Below are 21,680 nucleotides of genomic sequence, written 5' to 3'. Positions count from 1 at the left end.
CGATATCCTTATGGGTTAGCAGGGCGCTGGCGGCGTTCGGCGATCAGCATCACCAGGAAAACGGCACCAATCAGGTCAAAGAAGCCCATCGCCACAAACAGCGGATTAAAGCCGATGGTATCGGCGGTGACACCGATAATCAGCGAGAAGATAAAACTGGCGATCCAGGCGCAGGAGCCGCGCATGCCGTTGACAGTGGCCATCTGGCGGCGATCAAAACGCTCGACCACCAGCGCACTCAGCATGCAGGAGATCACCTGATGGCCAAAGCCACCAACGGAAATCAGGGCAATGGCCAGCCAGGGATCTTTCACCAGCGTCATCAGCGCCAGCGAGACCATCAGCAGGGCGCCGGTCACCGAACTGGCGACGATCGAGTTGACGCGGGTCATGCCAAACCAGCGCACATAGATTTTGGTCAGATAACCGCTGGCGACGCTGCCGAGGTCGGCAGCCAGGAATGGCAGCCAGGCGAACATCACGATCTGCTTGAGATCCATGCCGCGCTCATTGGCCAGATAGAGTGGCACCCAGAAGCTCAGCACCGCCCAGGCCGGTTCGGCCAGAAATGCAGGAATCGCGATGCCGTAGAATTTCTTCTCTTTACCAATCACTTTCAGCGCGGTGAAAAACGGCAGTTTTTCACCGATGGCTTCATTATCCTGATTAATAAAGGCACGCTCTTCATCAGAGAGACGAGGATGGCTCTCCGGCGAGTGATAGCCCCACCACCAGAGTCCCACCCACAGCAGGCCCAGGCCGCCGGTCAGCAGAAACGCGCCCTGCCAGCCAAAAGTAATATGCGCGACATAGATAATCGGGGGAGCCAGCATGGCACCAATCGAAAAGCCGACGCCCGCCCAGCCCGCCGCAACCGGACGCTCCTTTTTGGGAAACCAGTCACCAATCGCTTTGGCATTAGCCGGTGTGGCCGCCGCTTCCGACGCACCCATGACGAAACGCAGCAGCGCCAGATGCAGCCAGCTTCCCGCACCGGCGTGCAGCAGACAGGTCACCGACCAGATAAGCGCACAAATCAGGAACCCCATCTTCAGTCCGATCACATCGATCAGCCAGCCGCAAACAGGCTGAAACAGGGTGTAAGCCAGCTGAAACGCAGCGACCACCCAGGAGTACTGCTCGGTACTCATATGCAGACTGTTTTTCAGTTCCGGTGCCAGAATGCCGAGCGAGTTGCGGGTGATGTAGTTGACGGTCACACCCAGCAGGAACATTCCCAGCATCCACCAGCGTAAATTTTTAATCACGCGCGCCGTGCGTGACGCACTGATGGGTTTCGTTGTTGATTCGAGGCTCATTGTGCCACTCCTGATTACCATTGATGACGCACACCGCCAGCTGGCGTACCGCGTGTCCTTTTCACGAACTTAGAAAAGTGCGAAACGTGGGTACAGCCACTTTTTTGCAACGATTTTCATGGCAGGCTTTAACCCGACAGAAATGGGCACTGAAACGCTTATCTGACGCGATTCAGCAGACTATGAAAAATTTTTCATTAGCAGATTTGAAGGCGATCACAGAATGAAACAAAGGCTGAAAGTGGGTGAAATTGCGGCACTGAGCGGCGTCTCGATCAGCACGGTGTCGCGCGTACTGGCGGGTAAAGCCAATACCCGGCCCGCCACCCGCGATAAAGTGCTGGCCGTGGCGCAGCAGCAGGGCGTGCTGACCAATCTGCATAGCGGTCGCCTGCTGCTGAATAACCTGATGGTCTTTGCCCCGCCCCGCGCCTTCGATGTACGCAGTGATATTTTTTATTACAAGGTCATTCAGGGGATCAGTCAGGCGGTGGAGCCGCATGAAGTGCGGCTGCGCTACTGCCCCCTGGAAGAGGTGGAAAGTGATGCGGCATTGTTTATCGATAAGATGCAGCAGACCGAAGCGGCGCTGCTGATTGGCATTGATGATGAGCATATTCATCAGCTGGCGGCAGAGATGAACAAACCCTGCGTGCTGATTAACGCCCGAGATCGTCGTATGCGCCTGCCCTCGGTCTCGCCGCATCATCAGCTGATCGGAGAGTTTTCAGCGCGTTATCTGTTTGAGCAGGGACACCGGCAAATTCTCTCGCTGCACTGCCTGCGCCGCTACACCATGGAGCAGCGACTTCAGGGCGTCCGGGACGCCTGGCACGCCATGAACCTGCGCTTTGACAGTCGTCAGCATCTGCTGACCCTCAACAGTTTCAGCAGCAATGAGGCAGCGGAACGGCTGGGTGAATATCTGCGCCATTGCCCTGATGCGCTGCGCCCTACGGCGATTCTCGCCAGCGGCGATTACATTGCAGCAGGTGCCGTCACGGCCCTGGAGCAGGCTGGTTTACGGGTACCGCAGGATATTTCGGTGATGAGCATGGATGGGTTTAACCTGGCCGCTATCCACGATATTCCGCTGACCTCGGTGCAGGTGCCGCGTGATGAGCTGGGTGCGGCGGCAGTGAGAATGCTGCAGGAGATGCGGCTGAATCCCGGTACGCCGACCGGCAGTCTGCTACTGAATGGCAGGCTGGTGGTGCGTGAGTCGGTGCGACGCATCCGCGATAATCTCAGCCATGCGCCGGTCCAGCAGCATGGCCTTTATGATTGATCCAGCATTGATTATCCCAGCGTCGACTCATTCCGCGCGGGTTAACCCAGCGTTTTCAGCCGCAGTTCCGATGGCTGAGGCCGTCCAAACAGGAAGCCCTGGAACAGCGTACAGCCTTCGTCGCGCAGCTTAGCAAACTGCTCATCGCTCTCTACCCCTTCGGCGGTGATCTGGATATCCAGACTGCGGCTCATGCCGGTGATGGCGCGGATAATCGCCAGCGCCTCGCGGCTGTCGCCCATATCGTTGATAAACGATTTGTCGATTTTAATTTTGTCGAACGGGAAAGAGCGCAGATAGCTCAGCGACGAATAGCCGGTGCCGAAATCATCCAGTGCAATCTGTACGCCCAGCGCTTTGAGATTTTGCAGCGTCCGGATGTTTCCCAGTGAGTCATCCAGCAGCACCGATTCGGTAATCTCGACTTCCAGCCGCGCCGGATCAAGACCCGACTCCTTCAGCGCACCTTCCACCACCGGCACCAGCGAGCTGTTTTTAAACTGCAGCGGAGAGAGGTTGACCGAAACCGACTGCTCCCCTTCCCAGCTCGCCGCTTCACGACAGGCTTCATAGAGTGCAAACGCCCCCAGCATATGAATCAGGCCGGTCTCTTCCGCAATCGGGATGAAGTCATTAGGCATGATCAAGCCACGAATCGGATGATGCCAGCGCATCAGCGCCTCGTAGCCAATAATGGTGTGATGATCGCCGTTGGTGATGGGCTGATAGTAGAGCCGAAGGTGTCCGCCGCTGATCGCATCACGCAGATCGTTTTCAATCAGGCGCCGACTGCGCGCCACATCATCCATCTCCAGCGTAAAGTGTTCATAACGATTGCGGCCATTGCGCTTGGCTTCATACAGCGCCATGTCAGCACAGCGCAGCAGCTGCTCCGGCGTATTAGTGATGGTGGTGCTAAGCGCAATGCCCACGCTCAGCCCCACCGACAGATTATGGCCTTCAATGTTAACCGGTGGACGAATCGCCTCGATCAGGCGCTGAGCTACTGCGCTCGCCTCATCATTACCGGCGACGTGAGGCAGCACGATGGCGAACTCATCGCCACCAATACGCGCCAGCGTATCCTGATCACGCAGCGCGTTGCGCAGACGCTTAGCCACGCTGCGCAACAGCTCATCGCCAATCTGGTGACCCAGCGCATCGTTCACATTTTTAAAGTTATCAAGGTCAAGGCAGAGCGCAGCAGTCTGGCGTTGCATCTGTCCAGCGGTGCGTAAGGCTTCGCTCAGACGCTGGCGGAACAAAATGCGGTTAGGCAGGCTGGTCAGGTTGTCATGATGCGCCATATGGTGAATTCGGGCATCGGCTGCGCGCTGGTCGGTGACATCTTCCACTAGCAGCATTAAGTAGTTACGACGTGCATCCTGACCATTAATCGCGGTCGCGCGGGTATGCAGGATACGCTCGCCGCTGGCGGTCATCAGCAGTTGCTCACGCTCATGCATGCCCTCACTGCGCAGCGCAACATCGGCCAGATTATTGAAGTAGTCACTGAGTTCAGGGGACATGCATTCGTGCGGGCGCTTGTTGACGATCAGTGATTTCGACAGGCCGAACAGCTGCTGAGTGCGGTCGTTAACCAGCAGAATTTCACGTGTGATCGCATCTTCCACAATCACGCAGGAGGGAATGTTCGCGATGATGTTATCGAGAAATTTGGACAGCGCGGTTTTCTGAGTGCTCTGAGCTTCAGCCAGATCGCGGGCGCGCAGAATCTGCTGCTCCTGCTCACGGCGTTCGGTGCGATCACGCGTGATTTTGGCGAAACCGACCAGCTTACCGTCATCATCGTGGATGGCGTCGATCACCACATGCGCCCAGAAAGCGCTGCCATCTTTGCGGTAACGCCAGCCCTCATCTTCAAAGCGGCCAGTTTTGAGCGCGATACCGAGGTTAGCTTCCGGCGTCCGGTTCAGCCGCTCATGGGAACTGTAGAACAGTGAGAAGTGCTGACCGACCACTTCTTCTGCCTTATATCCTTTGGCGCGCTCGGCACCGGCATTCCAGTTCACCACCACGCCGTCGACGTCGAGCATATAGATGGCGTAATCAGTGACGCCCTCTACCAGCAGACGGAAACGCTGCTCCTGCTCCCGCTGCTCACTGCGAATGCGCTGCTGTTCGGTGCAGTCACGGGTGATTTTGGCGTAGCCCAGCAATTGGCCCTGATCGCCGCGGATCGTGTCGATCACGACATGCGCCCAGAAGGCGCTGCCATCTTTGCGATAACGCCAGCCCTCATCTTCAAAACGGCCGGTGCGATACGCGGTTTGCAGGTTCTGCTCCGGGACATGGTTCAGCCGATCCTGCGCGCTGTAAAAGCGGGAGAAATGCTGACCGACGATCTCTTCTGCCACATAGCCTTTGGCCCGCTGTGCACCCGCGTTCCAGTTCACCACGTTGCCGTCATGATCGAGCATGTAGATGGCGTAATCGGTGACGCCTTCCACCAGCAGACGGAAGCGCGACTCCTGCTCCCGCTCTTTGTGTTGCTGCTCCTGCTGCCGGGTACAGTCACGGCAGATAGCGGCGAATCCGACCAGCCGGGCCACTTCATTGCGGATCGGATAGATCACCACATGCGCCCAGAAGGTGCTGCCATCTTTACGACAGCGCCAGCCTTCGGTTTCAAACCGTCCGGCGTTCGCCGCAATATCGAGTTCACGCTGCAGCTGACCGCGACGACGATCCTCTTCGTTGTAAAACAGGGTGGCGTGCTGACCAATAATTTCGTCTGGCCTGTAACCCAGGACGTGCAGGCCTCCGCCGTTCCAGCTGGCGACGGTTCCGTCCGGTTTAAGCATGGTGATCGCATAATCGATCACGCTTTGTACCAGCATGCGATAGATGACATCAGAGTTATTATCCATTGTTATTTGCCTGCTGCTCGATAGCCGGGTAGTGGCTTAGGAATGTTCTTAATAAACTGGCCGAGACTAAAGCGGAAAAGGTCTGCAAACACAAGCGCATTAAGAAGAATAACTAATATTAGCAGGTGATATATCGGCAGCGGCGGACAAATATTCAATGGAATGACAACAGGATTAGGCCCATGGCATTAACGTTTAAAAGAGATTTCAGGCCAGAAAAGCAAAGCGCGAGCCGTGCTCGCGCTTAACCATTTCACGACGGACGCAGGTCTCTACAGGTCCATCTGTTGCTGTAAATGCATGGCGGCAATCGGCTGCCAGATCTCCGTCAATGCGCCCTCTTTACCGGTGAAAGGGTCCTGCGTCGGCAGTGGCACTTTTTTTACCTGTTCCTGGGCCATTTTCAGCTTAGCCGGTTCATCACGCAGCGTCTCCGGCGACATGCCGTGCGGATAGGCACCAATCACCATGAAGTCGTCGCTGGCGCTGACCTGACGATGGCCGACGCCTGCCGGAATCAGCACCGCATCACCGGCGCGCAGCGTCACCATCCGGCCACTGTCGCCGCCAAACAGTACTTCTGCCCAGCCCTCCGCCACGCCCAGCAATTCATGGGTGTTGGGATGAAAGTGGGTGTAGGGAAAAATCGGATAGCGCCAGGCGGGTGGCCAGCCGTTCTCTTCAAACGTTTTCTCAAACCACGTCGCGATTTCCTCATCTTCCGGCACCACGCGCGGCCAGATAATCAGAGGTAACGGGTTATTCGGGACGCCACCCGACGGGATGCCAAGCATAAGATGCTGAGGATTATCAGAAGCCCCTGCCGAGAAAGTGCCTGCGGCAAAGGACATCATTAACATCAGGCTGGAGGATGAGGCACACATACAGGTTCTCCGGTTTTTTATTAAGTGTGGCAAACCCGCGGCACAATGCAATGTGCGCCAGACAACACATTTTGGATAATTGACTGATATTGCTGCCTAAAGCCAAATGTGTCGTTAACAATAGGGCAAGAGTGTGCATGGGTGGCAGAGGGTAGCGGTTTTTACTGCGGCAAAGTGTTGCAAAATGTCAGGTGGGAGGATGGCCAACAACTGTTTTATCAACTGTTATATAAAAAATGCACGAATCTGTTTCTGATATGCTTGACTGTTATCTGTTGTAATAGCTAACAGATGACAGTGAGGTAACAAATGGACGCTATTAAACAAATCCTGATTGACGAGATCGCTACGCTTAATCGCGAAGAACGTCGCGACAATTTGCCGCGCTTTAGCCTCTCGTTTCTGAAAAAACACCCCGGCCTCTGGGCAGTCATGTATCTCTGCTACGGCCTGTGCGTGGCGCTGATTTTCTCTACCGAGATGCTCGGCTGGCCCGCATTCTGGTTTGCCACCGCATTTGTGCTGGTCATGAGTGTTCTGATGCTGCTGGATATCAATCCGAAATATCGCTTTGAAGATATTGATGCACTCGATCTGCGCGTCTGCTACAACGGCGAGTGGTATTACATTCAGCCCGTGCGCGAGCAGGCTATCTCTCGCATTCTGTCGCTGCCTGAAGCACCGGAACGGGTGAAGACAGGCATCCAGCGTCTGCTGACGCAAAAAGGGGAAGTGGACTTCTATGATGTCTACTACCTGACCTGGGGTCACCAGGAAGCGGCGCAGGTTTAATCTGCCAGCGGCTTCGCCATCAACTGACCCAGCGTTTCTATTGCCGCCTCGGCCCGGCTATCCCACGGCCAGGCGGTATTCAGCCGAAAACAGTGGCTGAACTGCTCTCCTGCCGAAAATAACTGCCCCGGTGCAATGCTGATCCCCTTCGCCAGCGCCTGCTGATAGAGCCGGGTCGTATTAATATGGTCCGGCAGTGTCACCCAAAGAAAATAGCCCCCGCGCCCTTCACTGACCGTTGACTGCGGTGGCAGTACTTTCAGTAATGCCTGGCGCACCATTTGCTGTCGTTTCGCCAGAATCTGTCGCAGCCGCTTAAGATGGGTGTCGTAACGCCGCGTAGCGAGGAAATCGGCCAGCGCCAGCTGCATTGGCGCGCTGGTAGAAAGCGTGCTCATCAGCTGAAGCCGCTGAATGCGCTGCGCATGTTGCCCTGCCGCAACCCAGCCAACGCGAAATCCTGCCACCAGCGACTTTGAAAACGAGCCGCAATGCAGCACGTTCCCCTGACGATCCCAGGCTTTAGCCGGCAGCGGCGCAACATCACCCGCCCAGAGTTCGGCATAGACATCATCTTCAATCATCGGCACCTGATAACGCGCCAGCAGCTCGACCAGCTCTTGTTTACGCTCCGGGGTTAAGGTCACGCTGAGCGGATTTTGTAGCGTCGTCATCAGCCAGCAGGCTTTCACCGGCCAGCGCTGCAGGGCCTCCTCCAGTTGGGCAAGGTCGATGCCCTGCTTTGCATCGACCGGAATCGCCAGCGCCTTGAGTTTGAGCCGTTCAATCGCCTGCAGCGCACCATAAAAACCCGGATGCTCAATTATCACGTAATCGCCCGGCTCGGTCAGGGACTGCAGGCTGAGATTGAGTGCCTCCAGTGCCCCGCTGGTGATGACAATTTCATCCGGCGACAGCGTAATGCCCTGGCGCGCATAGCGCTGGGCCAGCAGCTGTCGCAGCGTGGCGTTGCCAGGCGGCAGATTGTGCAGCGCATCCGTTGGGGTGAGATGATGAGAGACGTTTGCCAGCGAGCGCATGAGCTGGCGCTGCGGAAAGAGCGCGGGATCAGGGAAAGCAGAACCAAACGGCACGATGGCGGGATCGCGCGTGGCCTGCAATACATCAAACACAAAGTCGTTGATATCAACCTGTTCGCTGATCGCCACGCTCAGCGGTGCGGGCGCCAGGGCACGCGGTGCCACGTAGTAACCTGACTGAGGACGAGAAACGATCCAGCCCTGGCTTTCCAGCAACTCATAGGCATGCAACACGGTCATCAGGCTGACACCCTGCTGCGCAACCTGCTGACGCAACGAAGGTAAACGGGTGCCTGGCAGCCAGATGCCGGCCTCTATTTGCTGCTGAATCTCATCCATCAATCGCTGGTATTTCGCCACGGGTCGCCTCTCCCTGTTTTACCGTGAATAATCTGGCCGCGAGACTTTACCACGGCAGGCGATCAATGACAGGCGGTGCGAATCGCTTATCGTCTCAATTCACGCAGATGCTACGCTGTGTCAGGTGTGTCAGATCGCAGCAACCTGCGGTGTCAGCAGCGGTTCAGCTTCACTCATCTGGCGGATATCCGTAACGACCTCTTCGTCTTCTGCTACCACAAAGTTAGCCAGCTCCGGCACCTGTTCCGCGGGAACCGGCCTGCCCAGCAGGAAGCCCTGCAGCGTATTGCAACCCAGGCCGGTCAGAAAGGCCTGCTGTTCAGCGGTTTCAACGCCCTCGGCCACCACTTTCAGTTGCAGTGACTGCGCCAGTGCCACAATCGCCGACACGATGGTGGCATCTTCCGGCTGATGCTGGAGTTCATTCACAAAGGCCCGATCGATCTTAAGTTCGCTGGCCGGTAGCCTTTTCAGGTAGAGCAGGCTGGAGTAGCCGGTGCCAAAGTCATCAATCGAGGCTTTCACCCCAAGCTGAGTCAGCTCGGTGAGAATACGCACACTCTCATCGGGATCGCGCATCGCGGTGGTTTCCGTCACCTCCAGCGTCAACAGTTCGGCCGGAATCTGATGTTTTGCCAGCGCATCTACCACTGTCTCTACCAGATTCGATTGCTCAAACTGCAGCGCCGACAGGTTCACCGCCACTGACCAGTCCGTATGGCCCTGCAAATGCCACTGGCGCAACTGGCGACACGCTTCATTAATCACCCAATTGCCGATGTTGACAATCATCCCGGTTTTTTCCGCCATTGGCAGAAATTTGTCAGGCGATAACAGACCCCGCTTTGGATGTTCCCAGCGCAGCAGCGCTTCGAAACCAAGAAGCGGGCCGCGTGGCGCGCAATATTTTGGCTGATAGAACAGGCGCAGCTCATTGTTATCCAGCGCCTGCCAGAGATCATTGTTCAGCTGAAGCTGGCTCTGCGCCTGAATGTTCATTGAGGGCTGAAAAAAGGTGTAACCATTGCGGCCATTATTTTTGGTGTGATACATCGCCGCATCGGCGTTGAACATCAGTTCACGCTCATCCTCGCCATCGCCAGGATAGACGGCGATGCCGAGGCTCAGCGAGACCACCAGCTCATAGCGTGAGATATCAAACGGACGGTCCACCGCTTTCACCAGTTTATCGGCAATGGCCGCTGCATCGTTGGGATCGTCGATCTCCACCAGCAGCACAAACTCATCACCGCCGAGTCGCGCCAGCGTGTAATAGCCAGCCATCTGCTGGCTCATACGCTCGGTCACACCCACCAGCAGACGGTCGCCAATGTGATGCCCGAACGCGTCGTTAACCGCCTTAAATCCGTCCAGATCCATAAACATCAGGGCAAACAGCGTCTGCTCACGATTGGCTTTGTTGATCGCCTGTTCCAGTCGATCTTCCAGCAGAATGCGGTTTGGCAGGCGAGTCAGATTGTCGTGCAGCGCCAGCTGTGCCAGCTCGCGGTTCGCTTCAGCCAGTGAGCTGGCGAGAATGGAGGTGCGCGCCTGCATCCGCGCATCCAGCATCGAGACCAGCAGAGTAATCCCCAGGATTGAGATAGTGACTACCGTGACCAGAATCGCCAGCCAGTTACTGTTAACGCCCTGCCCCATCGAATGGCTGTGAGCGGGAAACTCTGCCGCCATCATGCCGGTGTAGTGCATGCCCGCAATCGCACAGCCCATCACTACGGATGCGCCAATACGCAGCAGGGTCACCCGGCCAGTCTGACCTTCACGCAGGTTAAATGCCAGCCACAGCGCTGCGCCAGAAGCGGCGAGCGCGATCACCACCGAAAGGCCTATCCAGCCCCACCGCCAGACAATACCCGGCGAGAACATCAGGGCTGCCATCCCGGTATAGTGCATCGCCACGACGCCGCTGCCGAGAATCAGTGCGCCGCCCGCCAGGCGCGGCAGGGGCAAATCGCCACTGCAGACCAGCCACAGGGCAAATATCGATGCGCAGACCGCGATGGCAGCGGAGAAGGCGGTCAGCCCGGCGTTGTAGCTCATCACCATCTCCATGTTCATCGACAACATGCCAATGAAGTGCATCGCCCAGATGCCGATGCCCATGGAGAAACCGCCGCCAAACAGCCAGACCAGCGCGACTTTGCCCGTGGAGTGCACCACCCGTCCCGCCATATCTAAGGCGGTAAACGAAGCCAGCATCGCGACAAGAACGGAGACGATGACGATAAAAGAGTCGTATGAGGTTGCTAACATAGTGCGTTCCCGCGAAAAGCCGTGCTTGTGTTTAGGTAAGGGATTTTTAAAACTTCTTTTCTTAATTATCGGCACTGCCCGGCGGTTAATGAGCCGCGAACCCTGCATCTTTCCACTCACTCTGAGTGCTGAAATCTATCGTCAGCTTCAGCGTCAGACGGATGCTGATGCCAGAGGCGGTCGCAGTCCGGGAAAACGAAACGCCTCTATGCGATCCGCTGGCGTCGGCTTGCCCAGCAGATATCCCTGCAGCGCATCAAAGCCCAGGCTGGTGAGCAGGTGCTGCTGCTCTTCTGTCTCAACCCCTTCCGCCACCATGCGCAGGTTAAGACTCTGCGCCAGGGTCAGCATGGCGCTGACCACGGTCGCATCTTCACTGCCGGGTCGCAGGCAGTTAATAAAGCTGCGATCGATTTTGAGTTCGCTGGCATCCAGATCTTTCAGATGCAGCAGGTTGGCATAGCCGATGCCAAAATTATCAATGGCCACACTGACGCCCGCCTGCTGCAGTTCACGAATACGTTGCTGGCTGAAGAGGGGATCACGCATGGCAATCGCTTCCGTGATTTCCAGCATCAGTGCGCTGCCTGACAACTGGTAACGCGCCAGCGTCTGCATCAGCGTGTGGAGTAAATCACGCTGGTGAAACTGCAACGCGGAGAGATTGACCGAGACCGTCCAGTCGCTGTTGCCCTGGTTATGCCAGATTTTCAGCTGACGGCAGGCCTCATCAATCACCCAGTTGCCCAGTGCAACGATCTGGCCGGTTTTTTCGGCGCGCGGCAGAAACAGCTCAGGCGTCAGCAACCCGCGTTGCGGATGCTGCCAGCGCAGCAGTGCTTCAAATCCCATTAGCCGTGTGCCGCCGGAACGGAATTTGGGCTGATAAAAGAGTCGCATCTGTTGCCGATCGATCGCCTCCCACAGATCGTTTGCCAGCGCCAGCTGATGCTGCGTTGCATCACTCATCGCCGGCTCAAACAGGCACCAGCCGTTACGTCCGCTGTGTTTAGTGTGGTACATCGCCGAGTCGGCATTGAATAACAGCTCCTGCCGGTTACGACCGTGCAGCGGGAATATCGCAATGCCCGCACTGAGGGAAACGTGTAACACATAGCGATCCAGTTCAAACGGCGTACTGATCACTTTGACCAGTTTTTGCGCCAGCTGACGGGCTGGAGTGACATCGCATGCCTCCGCCATCAGTACAAATTCATCGCCTCCCAGACGCACCAGCAGCATCGTGTTGCTGAGCTGGCTACGCAGCCGTTCCGACACAGCCACCAGCAACCGATCACCGACGTGGTGTCCCCAGGTGTCATTGACCGCTTTGAACCCATCAAGATCCATGTAGATCACGGCAAAGCGATTTTCGTTGAGCATAGCCTGTTTAATCGCCAGATCGAGCTGCTGCTCCAGCATGGCCCGATTGGGTAGCGCGGTCAGATTGTCATGCATCGCCAGCTGACGCAGTTCCTGGTTAGCGTGTCTGAGTCGGGTCGCCAGTCGCGCGGCACGCAGTTGGGCATCCAGCATGGAACTCAGCAGCGTAATGCCCAGAATAATCAGCGTAATGAGCGTTACCCAAACCGCCAGTCCTGGATTGCTCACACCACCCGGCTGCATCATACTGCTCTCGCTGAATCGGGCTGCCGACATGCCGACATAATGCATACCAGCAATGGCCATCCCCATCACCAGTGAGGCCAGTCCCCGCATCAGCAGCAGATGATGGTCGCCCTGGCGCAGATGAAACGCCAGCCACAGCGCCACGCCCGAAGCAACAAACGCAATGATCACGGAGAGCGCCACCCGCAGCACATTCCACTCAGGTCGCGGCTCAATCAGCAGCGCATACATGCCGAGGTAGTGCATCACGACAATCCCTGAACTCAGGATCAGTGTGCCGCGCAGTAACCGATAACGGGTGAGATGCAGGCCGCCTACTGTCTGGCCAAAAGCAAACATTGACGCCATGATCGCCACAAGCAGCGAGAGTATCGTCAGCCGCGTGTCATAGCGCATCGTCATCGGCATCATCATCGCCAGCATACCAATGAAATGCATTGCCCAGACGCCAATCCCCATCGCAGTTCCGCCTGCCAGCAACCAGAATCGGGCGCTCCAGCCACGGGATACCGCCACCCTTCCGGCAGTATCCAGCGCTGTAAATGAGGCAATAAACGCGACGATCAGCGAAACGCAGATCAAAACGCTATCCCAGGTGACAAGCAACATGTGCAGCTCCTCACCACCCGCTGAGAAACGGGTGCTGTGTAAAGTCAGAAAGTGATTCAAAAAACACCCGTTGGGTGAAAGTCATTAAATTTCGGTTTTTTGTTATCCCGGAGGCCCGGTAAAGCGCGCCCCCAGACGCAGGGCATTTTAAACCTGCATCTTATTTCCCGCCTGCTGAGACAGCCGGTAAATCGTTATTATGTCTGATTGGTAAAGGAACATATCACCGAAGCGGAAAGCATGCCAGAGACCGAAAAAACAAAGAGTTTTCTTTTTCTTTCTTGCTTTTATGCCTTGCTGTTACTGGGTTATCGGCCACTTAGGCCATTTGATTAATGAAAAATAACTGGCAGGGCTTCGCGTAACGCTTTAACTGATCTATAGTAAGTAAAACTAATATAAATCATCATTCTTAAGTCTAAGATTTTCCTCAGGACAGTGGCACTAACCGCCTTGTAATTTTTATTTCATCATTTTGAGTTGAATCGTTAATAAACACCGGGTGAAAAAGCACTGACTCTCGATAATCCGTAAGGAAATATTATGAAACTCAAGCTTTTTCTGTGTGCCGCTGCAGGATTAACTGTCGCAATGACACCCTTAACCCAGGCGGCAACGACCTCGGGAACCATCAATGCCACGTTAACGCTGACCACGGGTTGCCTGGTAAACGGTCAGTCAGCTACGGCGGGCGTTAACTTCGGTACCCTGAATTTTGGTAGCAGTGCAGCGACCTTCGACACCCTGAACGCCACGCTGGTCGGTGCGGCGGGTAACGGTATTTTTGTCCGCTGTACCACGGGTCAGGACTATAACGTGGTGGTGACCAGCAGCAATACTGCGCCAGCGACCATTTATGGCACCGCCTCTGCATCACCACGTTATCTGGTTCTGGGATCGGATAATGCACAGGGCATCGCCTATACCCTCTACAGTGACGCCTCTTTTACCACGGCTATCGCCAACAATACGCCAATCGCCGCCAGTGGAACCACGGACCCAACACTGGGCACCAACTACGCCATTTATGGCCGGGTTGTTGGCGGCGGTTTTAATCCCCTGATTCCTGCCGGAACTTATACCGATACGATTAACGTTGCCGTGAACTATTAACGACTGTCGCAGGTAGATAAGGGTGGTTCTCTGGCGATCCAGCCTGATGATCGCATGCGGTCTGCCTCTGCTGATAAGGTGTTTCAGCGCCTGGGGCCTGCCCACCAGCACCTTTCAGGTCACGGCTTCTGTCGTGGCAGGCTGCGTAATATCCGGAACCAATACCGGTGTTTTCGGCACACTTAACTTTGGCACACAGTCTGGCGTGGCGGCCACTCCCGCCAGCGCCAGCTTTGTACAGAGTACCTCGATCAATCTTGCCTGCACGCCGGGCACCACGCTGAGCATGAGCATTAATCAGGGCGCCAACTTCACGACCACCCGCAACCTGAAACTGCCCAACTTCAGCAATACCGTTCCCTATACGCTCTTTAGTAATGCCAGCCGCACCACGGTGATCCCGGTCAATCAGGCGGTGCCGCTGAGCTATAGCAATGCCAATAACATTACGCTGCCGATCTATGGCCAGCTGCAACTGCCCGGCACTGCGCGCGCCGGCGTTTATACCGATACGCTGACCGTCACCCTGAGCTGGTGAGGCGATAGAAAACAAGGATACGATCATGAAGCCACTGCGCGCCCTGCTGTTGCTGTTAAGTTCTCCCCTTTTCCATGCAGCCTTTGCTGCTAACTCTGTGATGATATGGCCTATCGATCCCGCCATTAATCCTGAAGAGAAAGCCAGCGAACTCTGGCTGGAGAATCGCGGTAACACGACCACGATGATGCAGATCCGTGTTTTCAGCTGGCAGCAAATCAATGGACAGGAACAGTACCAGACCCAGCAGCGGGTGGTCGCCAGCCCGCCAATGGTGCGAATGGAGCCAGGACAAAAACAGCTGGTCAGACTGATTAAACAGACGCCGCCTGCGGCCGGTAAAGAGCAGGCTTATCGGGTGGTGCTGGATGAGATTCCCACGCCGCGCAATCCTGGCGAGAATCAGGCCGGACTGACCTTTCAGATGCGCTACTCAGTGCCGTTGTTCGTGTATGGCACCGGGCTCTCCACCGACAGTGCCCGTCCGGCTCTGCGCTGGCAACAGATTAGCGAGGGAGGCAAGCGCTGGCTGCAGCTGACCAACAGCGGTAATGGCCATGCCCGACTGAGCAATGTGACTATCGGCGGTCGCAAACTGGGCGACGGTTTATATGGCTATGTGCTCGCGGACAGCACATATCGCTGGCCACTCACCACGCCGGTCAGCGGCGAACTCACTGCAGAGGTCAACAAGAGCCCGTGGCGCAGCGCTGCCCAGAAATAAGCGCTGAATGAGACCTTTTTCCCTGCATCCCTGCGCGCTGGCGGTAGCCAGCGTCATTTACGCCTTAACGCCGGATCCTGTGCTGGCGGAGACCTATTCATCCCTGCCGCCACCGCCCAGCCTGCAGACCAGCAGCAGCGGTCAGCAATATATGCTGGAGCTGGTGATTAACCAGCAGGAAAACGGCAACATTGTGCCAGTCGAGCAGCGCAACGACCATTTCTGGCTGCGTAGCGGCGATCTGCAGCGTGCCGGTCTGCCACTGGATAAGCTGGGTCAGCAGGCGCAGATCGATGTCAGCAGCCTGCAATCCGTCAGTGTGGTATATGACGCCGCCCGTCAGCGGCTGCTGCTCACCGTACCACCGGAATGGCTTCCCGGTCAGGTGATTGGCGAGGCGAAGAACGGACCGCGCTATCCGGGGCGCACCAGCGCCGGCGCGCTGATTAACTACGATCTCTACGCCAGCCGTACCGATACCACCGGCACCCGGCTTTCTGCCTGGAACGAACTGCGCCTGTTCGGTGATGCCGGACACGTCTCTACCAACGGCGTCTGGCAGCAGCAGCTGGAAGGCAGCCCCGCTTATCAGGACAACGGTTATATCCGTTACGACAGCTGGTGGAGCAATGAAGATGAGAACGCGGTGATGAGCTGGCGGGTCGGGGATCTGGCGACTGACTCACTTGCCTGGAGCAGCAGCATCCGACTCGGCGGCATCAGTGTGGGTCGCGACTTCAGCGTCCGTCCTGACCTTGTGACCTATCCGCTACCCGCCTTCTCTGGCCAGGCTGCAGTCCCCTCCACCGTCGATCTCTTTATCAATGGCTATCGCTCCGGTCAGGCAAATGTGCAGCCTGGCCCCTGGTCATTAACCAATGTGCCATTCGTCAATGGTGCGGGTGACGCGGTGATCACCACCACGGATGCGGTCGGCCGACGCGTCACCACCACCATGCCGTTTTATGTCTCCAGCAATCTGCTGAAATCGGGGCTGGCTGACTACGCTATCTCCGCCGGGGCGATTCGCGAAAATTACGGCATTAAAAACTTCGATTACGGTGCGGCTGCCGCCAGTGGCTCATATCGCTACGGCATGACCGACTGGCTGACGCTGGAGAGTCACGCCGAGGGCAGCGAAAATCTGGCGATGGGCGGGCTGGGAGGTCAGCTTCGGGTTGGCAGCTGGGGCGTGGTTAACGGCGCGGTGGCACAAAGTCATCTTGATGGCGACAGCGGCAGGCAATATAGCTGGGGCTATCAGTACAACAATCGCTGGTTCAACATCGGCACGCAGCAGACCCAGCGCAGCAGCGACTTTGGCAATCTGGCCCTGGTCGGCAGCCGTGCCGGTAGTCAGGCGGATAGCCGTTACACGCTATCGCGCCGCACTGCCCAATACAGCGCCAGCATCTCACTGAACCGCTTTGGCAGCGTCGGCGCCGCCTTCATCGATATCACCGACGGCCAGGGCGATCGCACCCGCCTGTGGAACCTCTCATGGAGTAAGAATCTGTGGGGAAACAGCAGCCTCTATGTCTCCGCCAGCCGCGATCAGGAGGAGAAGAGCTGGACCGGTGCGCTCTCGCTGGTGATCCCGTTTGGCGAGCAGGGCAGCGCGGCGATCAGCACCGAGCGCGATCAACGCGGTCGCGATAGCCAGCGTCTCTATGCCTCCAGTGCCATGCCCAGCGACGGTGGATTCGCCTGGGATGCCTCATGGGCGAATCAGAGTGGCGACAGTGGCGACTACCGGCAGGGCAGTCTGCGCTACCGCAATAACCATATCGACACCTCGGGGGGCTTCTACGGTGATGATGACAATCTGACTCAGTGGGCCGATGTCGCCGGTGCACTGGTATTAATGGACAACGGCGTCTTTGCCGCCAACGCCATCAACGACGCTTTTGTGCTGGTGAAAACGGGCTATCCCGACGTTAATGTTCGCTATGAAAATCAGTCGATGGGACGCACTAACCAACAGGGCTATCTGCTGGTCCCCGCCATCAGCAGCTACTACCCGGCCAAATATGATATCGACACCCTCGACCTGCCCGCCGATATGACCACGCCCCATGTTGAGCAGCGTTTTGCGGTGAAACGTCAGAGCGGCTACCTGCTTAACTTCCCGGTGGAAAAACTGCGCTCTGCCAGCGTGATTCTGGTTGATGCACAGGGCCAGCCGCTGCCGGTCTCAAGCCTGGTACAGCGTGCGGATCATGCCACTGAGTATGTCGGCTGGGATGGCATCGTCTGGATGGAAAATCTCACTGCCAGAAACCCGATGGAGGTGGTGACGCCCGATGGCCGCCACTGTGAAACCGAACTGCGCATCGCCAGCGGTCAGCCGCAGGCGCTGAAAACCTATGGCCCTCTGACCTGCGCGCTGCCCGCGCCCGCCGCAGGCAGCGCCGCCTCTCCCGCTGAATCTTTCACGTCCGGAACCCAACCATGATCAAATCTCTGTTACTGGCTGCCCTGCTGCTGACACTGCCGTCGCTGAGCTACGCCGCCTGCGGTCTGCCCGCGTCGACCGCCAGCTTCGGCTCGGTCACGACGTTTGTGGCGAATACCACCGTCAACTCGGTGACCACTAACGCCAACGTCAACTGTGGCGCAGGCTCGGCGTTGTCACTGCTTGGCAATAACCAGATAACGTTTCAGCTGACCGGCGCGACCAATATCAGCGGCACACGGGGCGTCCTGAAACGCAGTGGTGACACCGGCAGCGATAATGTGCCAGTACGGCTCTGCACCGACAGCGCCTGCGCCAGCGAACTGACGATTGGCAGCACGCCGTTTGTTTACAGCTCACAAACCCTGATAAATCTGGCAGGTTTGCTGGGCAGTCTTAACTTTGCCCTTCCCGTCTATCTGCGCACTGTTCCCGGTCAGGTGGTTGCAGCGGGAACCTATTCCGTTACGCTAAATATGGCTGTGACTTACCGCATCTGCACCAGTATTGGCGTGGGTAATCTCTGTTTAAGCGAGCAGCAAGGCAGCGGCGTGATTCCGATTAACGTTACCGCTGTCCTCACCAACGATTGCACGACGATCACCGCACCCAACATCAGCTTTGGCAGTGCGCCGCTGGTGAGTAGCTTCTCCGCTGTATCGCAGACCATTAACGTGCTGTGCAGTAAAGGCAGTACCTATACCGTCGGGCTGAACAATGGCAGTTATCCGGCGGGCAGCGTCAGGAACATGGCGAGCGGAGCGAACCGTCTGAGTTATGAGATTTATAAAAGTGCCACCAGCAATCGCTGGGGAGCGGCAGGCACTGAACGCTGGAGCAGTACCACCTCGACAGCGGTATCAGCGGATGGACTGACGCGCGGCTTTAACTACACCGCGCGCATCCTGACCACTCAGAACACGCCGCCTGCGGGAAATTACAGCGACAGCGTGGTCGTCGATTTATCGTTTTAAAGTGACGCGCTGACCGTCGTTGTGGCGCTGTGACGCCGCTGATACTGCTTCACCATCCGGCCAATCAACAGCGTACCGATCAGCCCGCAGACCGCCGCAAAGGTGAGCCAGACGCCAGGCATCGCTTTGTCACCGGTGGCGTGAATCAGATAGCTGGAGATGGCAGGTGTAAAGCCGCCAAATAGCGCCGTTGCCAGACTGTAAGCCATGGAGAAACCGGCAGCGCGCACTTCAGCAGGCATAATTTCTGCCAGATAAACCACCATCGCACCGTTATAGCTGGCATAGAGAAACGACAGCCACAGCTCAGCTTCCAGCAGGTGAGCGAAGCTGGCCGATCCCACCATCCAGTGAAGCACCGGCCAGGTGGTGGCAATCATCAGCAGGGTAAAAATAATCAGCAGCGGACGTCGTCCCACGCGGTCCGACAGCGTACCCATCAGCGGGAGCCAGAAGAGGTTGGAAACACCCACACAGAGCGTCACCAGAAACGCCTGCTTGTCGCTCATCATCAATACAGTTTTGCCAAAGGTCGGTGTAAAAGCGGTGATCATGTAGAACATCACCGTGGTGGTGACCACCATCAGCATGCCCGCCAGCACCAGCGCCCAGTTGCTGGCGACCGACCGCATGATTTCCGTCATGCTCGGGTGATGTTTACGTTTACTGAACGCTTCAGTCTCTTCCAGCATCCGGCGGATATAGAACAGGAACGGCACAATCAGACAGCCAACCACAAACGGGATACGCCAGCCCCACTCCGTTACCGCTTCTTTCGCCAGCAGATGATTCAGCATCAGGCCCAGCAGGGCAGCAAAGATCACCGCAATCTGCTGACTGCCCGACTGCCAGCTCACGAAGAAGCCTTTACGTCCTTTGGGTGCAACTTCGGCCAGATAGACCGATACGCCACCCAGCTCAACCCCCGCCGAGAAGCCCTGCAACAGACGCCCCAGCAGAATCAGAATCGGTGCTGCCACGCCTAAGGTAGCGTAACCCGGTACCACCGCAATGGTCAGGGTACCAATCGCCATTAAGCCCAGCGTCAGCAACAGGCCTTTACGGCGCCCATGATGGTCGATGTAGGCACCTAAAATGATCGCCCCCAGCGGGCGCATCAGGAAGCCGGCACCAAAGGTCATCAGGGTCAGCATCAGGGAAGCAAACGGGTCATCACCCGGGAAGAAGGTTTTTGAAATGGCGGTCGCGTAGTAGCCAAACACCATGAAGTCGTACATCTCCAGGAAGTTACCACTGGTGACGTTGAAGATAGTTCGGGCAGCACTTTTCGGCGGCTTTTGTAAAGACGGGGTGTGACTCATAACGGCTTCCTATTGTTTTTTAGCCGTTTTAGCCTGACTGAAGCGGGATTAATGTGACGTGAGTCACCATTGCAATTTACAAATCTATGTACATAAGTAACAACAAATTAACAATCCGAATCAGGCAGCATAAGTGATCGGCTTGAGCACTGCTTGACCCGATTTTATGTGGTCAGAGAGCCAGCATAAAAAAAGGCGACCTCAATAGTCGCCTTCTAAGGATGCCCGATAATTCGCTATTTCTTCACGGTTTCCATGCCCATCAGCCCGATTTTCAGATAGCCCGCCGTGCGCAGTTTATCCATGACGCTCATCAGGGTTTCATAATCCACCGACTTGTCCGCCTGGAAGAAAATCGTCGTCTCTTTGTTGCCCTGCGTCTGGCTGGTCAGCACGTTCACCAGCGAGTCAGGCGTAACCTGATCGTTACCGACGTAGAGCTGCTTATCCGCTTTAATCGACAAATAAACTGGCTTCTCCGGGCGCGGCTGCGGCGCGCTGGTTGAGGCGGGCAGATTGACGCGCACGTCGACCGTCGCCAGTGGCGCGGCGACCATAAAGATGATCAGCAGAACCAGCATGACGTCGATAAACGGCGTCACGTTAATCTCATGCATTTCACCGTCGGTTTGCAGATCGTCGTTTAATCGCATGGCCATAACAGCTTACCCTAAGCGCAGTTTCTGGGCGGTCGCGGGACGTGGAACCTCTTTGGCCACAGTGCCCAGGTCGATGTCACGACTCTGCAACAGCATCACCTGAGCGGCAACATCACCCAGCGAGGCTTTGTAGTTAGCGATCATGCGGGCAAAGACGTTGTAAATCACCACCGCCGGAATCGCAGCGACCAGACCCACCGCCGTTGCCAGCAGCGCTTCGGCGATACCCGGTGCCACCACCGCAAGGTTCGTCGTCTGGGTTTTCGCAATACCGATAAAGCTGTTCATGATGCCCCAGACAGTGCCGAACAGACCAATAAACGGGGCGACAGAGCCGATGGTTGCCAGGAAGCCATTGCCCCGGCCTGCATGGCGGCTGAAAGCAGCCACGCGGCGCTCAAGGCGGAAACTGGTGCGATCTTTAATGCCGTTGGTATCTTCCACACCTGCCGACAATTCGAGTTCATTCTGCGCATCGTTCAGCAGCACGACGCTGTGGCTGTGACCGGTAAACGACTGAGCAATGCGGGCGGCGTCATTAAGACTACGGGCTTCGCCCAGCGCCAGTTGCTCACGCTTCAGGCGGCGCTTAGCAGCGCTGAGTTCAGCATATTTGCCGAAAAAGATTGCCCATGTCACGACCGATGCCAACAACAGGCCAATCATGACGACCTTTACCACGATATCGGCATGTTGATACATGCCCCAAACGGAGAGGTCCGTTTGCATCAAATCACTGGCTACCACGCTGCTTCTCCAACTTCTGATTCAGGGATGCGAAACAAGCGCGAATAATAGCAAAATGGCGG

At 56.6% G+C, this 21,680-nt stretch carries 16 protein-coding genes; 7 read left to right on the top strand and 9 right to left on the bottom strand.

What is annotated here, in order from left to right; translation table 11 throughout:
* Positions 1 to 8 precede the first annotated feature (8 nt).
* Positions 9 to 1,319, bottom strand: coding sequence for an MFS transporter (locus LQK91_RS15760; RefSeq protein WP_105099907.1), 1,311 nt, complete (start codon positions 1,317 to 1,319; stop codon positions 9 to 11).
* Positions 1,320 to 1,542: 223 nt separating this feature from the next.
* On the opposite strand from LQK91_RS15760, the gene LQK91_RS15755 reads away from it, so the two are divergent.
* On the top strand, positions 1,543 to 2,607 hold the full coding sequence (locus LQK91_RS15755; RefSeq protein ID WP_003848500.1) for a LacI family DNA-binding transcriptional regulator: 1,065 nt from the start codon (positions 1,543 to 1,545) through the stop codon (positions 2,605 to 2,607).
* Positions 2,608 to 2,648: 41 nt separating this feature from the next.
* Here LQK91_RS15755 and LQK91_RS15750 read toward each other — a convergent pair whose 3' ends face one another.
* A complete protein-coding gene (locus LQK91_RS15750) occupies positions 2,649 to 5,498 on the bottom strand; it encodes a bifunctional diguanylate cyclase/phosphodiesterase (RefSeq protein WP_078804974.1) in 2,850 nt (949 codons plus the stop codon).
* A 272-nt stretch (positions 5,499 to 5,770) separates the two neighbouring features.
* On the bottom strand, positions 5,771 to 6,382 hold the full coding sequence (locus LQK91_RS15745) for a cupin domain-containing protein (protein WP_003848496.1): 612 nt from the start codon (positions 6,380 to 6,382) through the stop codon (positions 5,771 to 5,773).
* 309 nt (positions 6,383 to 6,691) lie between these two features.
* Here LQK91_RS15745 and LQK91_RS15740 point away from each other — a divergent pair, with 309 nt between their 5' ends.
* Positions 6,692 to 7,174, top strand: a complete 483-nt coding sequence (locus LQK91_RS15740; protein WP_003848494.1) for a YlaC family protein — start codon at positions 6,692 to 6,694, stop codon at positions 7,172 to 7,174.
* Here the strand turns inward: LQK91_RS15740 and LQK91_RS15735 are convergent.
* From LQK91_RS15735 to LQK91_RS15725, 3 genes are all read right to left on the bottom strand, one after another.
* A complete protein-coding gene (locus LQK91_RS15735) occupies positions 7,171 to 8,574 on the bottom strand; it encodes a PLP-dependent aminotransferase family protein (RefSeq protein WP_105099908.1) in 1,404 nt (467 codons plus the stop codon). The genes LQK91_RS15740 and LQK91_RS15735 overlap by 4 nt on opposite strands.
* A gap of 129 nt (positions 8,575 to 8,703) precedes the next feature.
* Positions 8,704 to 10,848, bottom strand: a complete 2,145-nt coding sequence (locus tag LQK91_RS15730) for a putative bifunctional diguanylate cyclase/phosphodiesterase (RefSeq protein WP_039659357.1) — start codon at positions 10,846 to 10,848, stop codon at positions 8,704 to 8,706.
* Between the two features lie 153 nt (positions 10,849 to 11,001).
* The gene (locus tag LQK91_RS15725; protein WP_105099909.1) at positions 11,002 to 13,086 is read right to left on the bottom strand and encodes a putative bifunctional diguanylate cyclase/phosphodiesterase; all 2,085 of its coding nucleotides are present in this window, start codon (positions 13,084 to 13,086) and stop codon (positions 11,002 to 11,004) included.
* A 543-nt stretch (positions 13,087 to 13,629) separates the two neighbouring features.
* Here LQK91_RS15725 and LQK91_RS15720 point away from each other — a divergent pair.
* Genes LQK91_RS15720 through LQK91_RS15700 form a run of 5 tightly spaced genes read left to right on the top strand, consistent with a single transcriptional unit; the run spans position 13,630 to position 18,890 of the window.
* Positions 13,630 to 14,199, top strand: a complete 570-nt coding sequence (locus LQK91_RS15720; RefSeq protein WP_008925722.1) for a spore coat protein U domain-containing protein — start codon at positions 13,630 to 13,632, stop codon at positions 14,197 to 14,199.
* Positions 14,200 to 14,245: 46 nt separating this feature from the next.
* Entirely contained in the window at positions 14,246 to 14,737 is a 492-nt protein-coding gene (locus LQK91_RS15715) for a Csu type fimbrial protein (RefSeq protein WP_008925723.1), read from the top strand.
* Positions 14,738 to 14,762: 25 nt separating this feature from the next.
* A complete protein-coding gene (locus tag LQK91_RS15710) occupies positions 14,763 to 15,461 on the top strand; it encodes a fimbrial biogenesis chaperone (protein ID WP_008925724.1) in 699 nt (232 codons plus the stop codon).
* Between the two features lie 7 nt (positions 15,462 to 15,468).
* A complete protein-coding gene (locus tag LQK91_RS15705; RefSeq protein WP_105099910.1) occupies positions 15,469 to 17,916 on the top strand; it encodes a fimbria/pilus outer membrane usher protein in 2,448 nt (815 codons plus the stop codon).
* The gene (locus LQK91_RS15700) at positions 17,913 to 18,890 is read left to right on the top strand and encodes a Csu type fimbrial protein (RefSeq protein ID WP_105099911.1); all 978 of its coding nucleotides are present in this window, start codon (positions 17,913 to 17,915) and stop codon (positions 18,888 to 18,890) included. The genes LQK91_RS15705 and LQK91_RS15700 overlap by 4 nt, the downstream gene beginning before the upstream one ends.
* Here LQK91_RS15700 and LQK91_RS15695 read toward each other — a convergent pair.
* From LQK91_RS15695 to exbB, 3 genes are all read right to left on the bottom strand, one after another.
* On the bottom strand, positions 18,887 to 20,212 hold the full coding sequence (locus LQK91_RS15695; protein WP_003848486.1) for an MFS transporter: 1,326 nt from the start codon (positions 20,210 to 20,212) through the stop codon (positions 18,887 to 18,889). The genes LQK91_RS15700 and LQK91_RS15695 overlap by 4 nt on opposite strands.
* A 236-nt stretch (positions 20,213 to 20,448) precedes the next feature.
* Positions 20,449 to 20,871, bottom strand: a complete 423-nt coding sequence (gene exbD / locus LQK91_RS15690) for a TonB system transport protein ExbD (protein ID WP_008925727.1) — start codon at positions 20,869 to 20,871, stop codon at positions 20,449 to 20,451.
* A gap of 6 nt (positions 20,872 to 20,877) precedes the next feature.
* Positions 20,878 to 21,600: a tol-pal system-associated acyl-CoA thioesterase gene (exbB, locus tag LQK91_RS15685; RefSeq protein WP_181162245.1), complete on the bottom strand. Its 723-nt coding sequence runs from the start codon at positions 21,598 to 21,600 to the stop codon at positions 20,878 to 20,880.
* Between the last annotated feature and the right edge of the window lie 80 nt (positions 21,601 to 21,680).

This window comes from Pantoea sp. MHSD4, assembly GCF_021043305.1.
GTDB classification, from domain to species: domain Bacteria; phylum Pseudomonadota; class Gammaproteobacteria; order Enterobacterales; family Enterobacteriaceae; genus Pantoea; species Pantoea eucalypti.
This window is presented reverse-complemented; position numbering and strand designations above follow the sequence as displayed.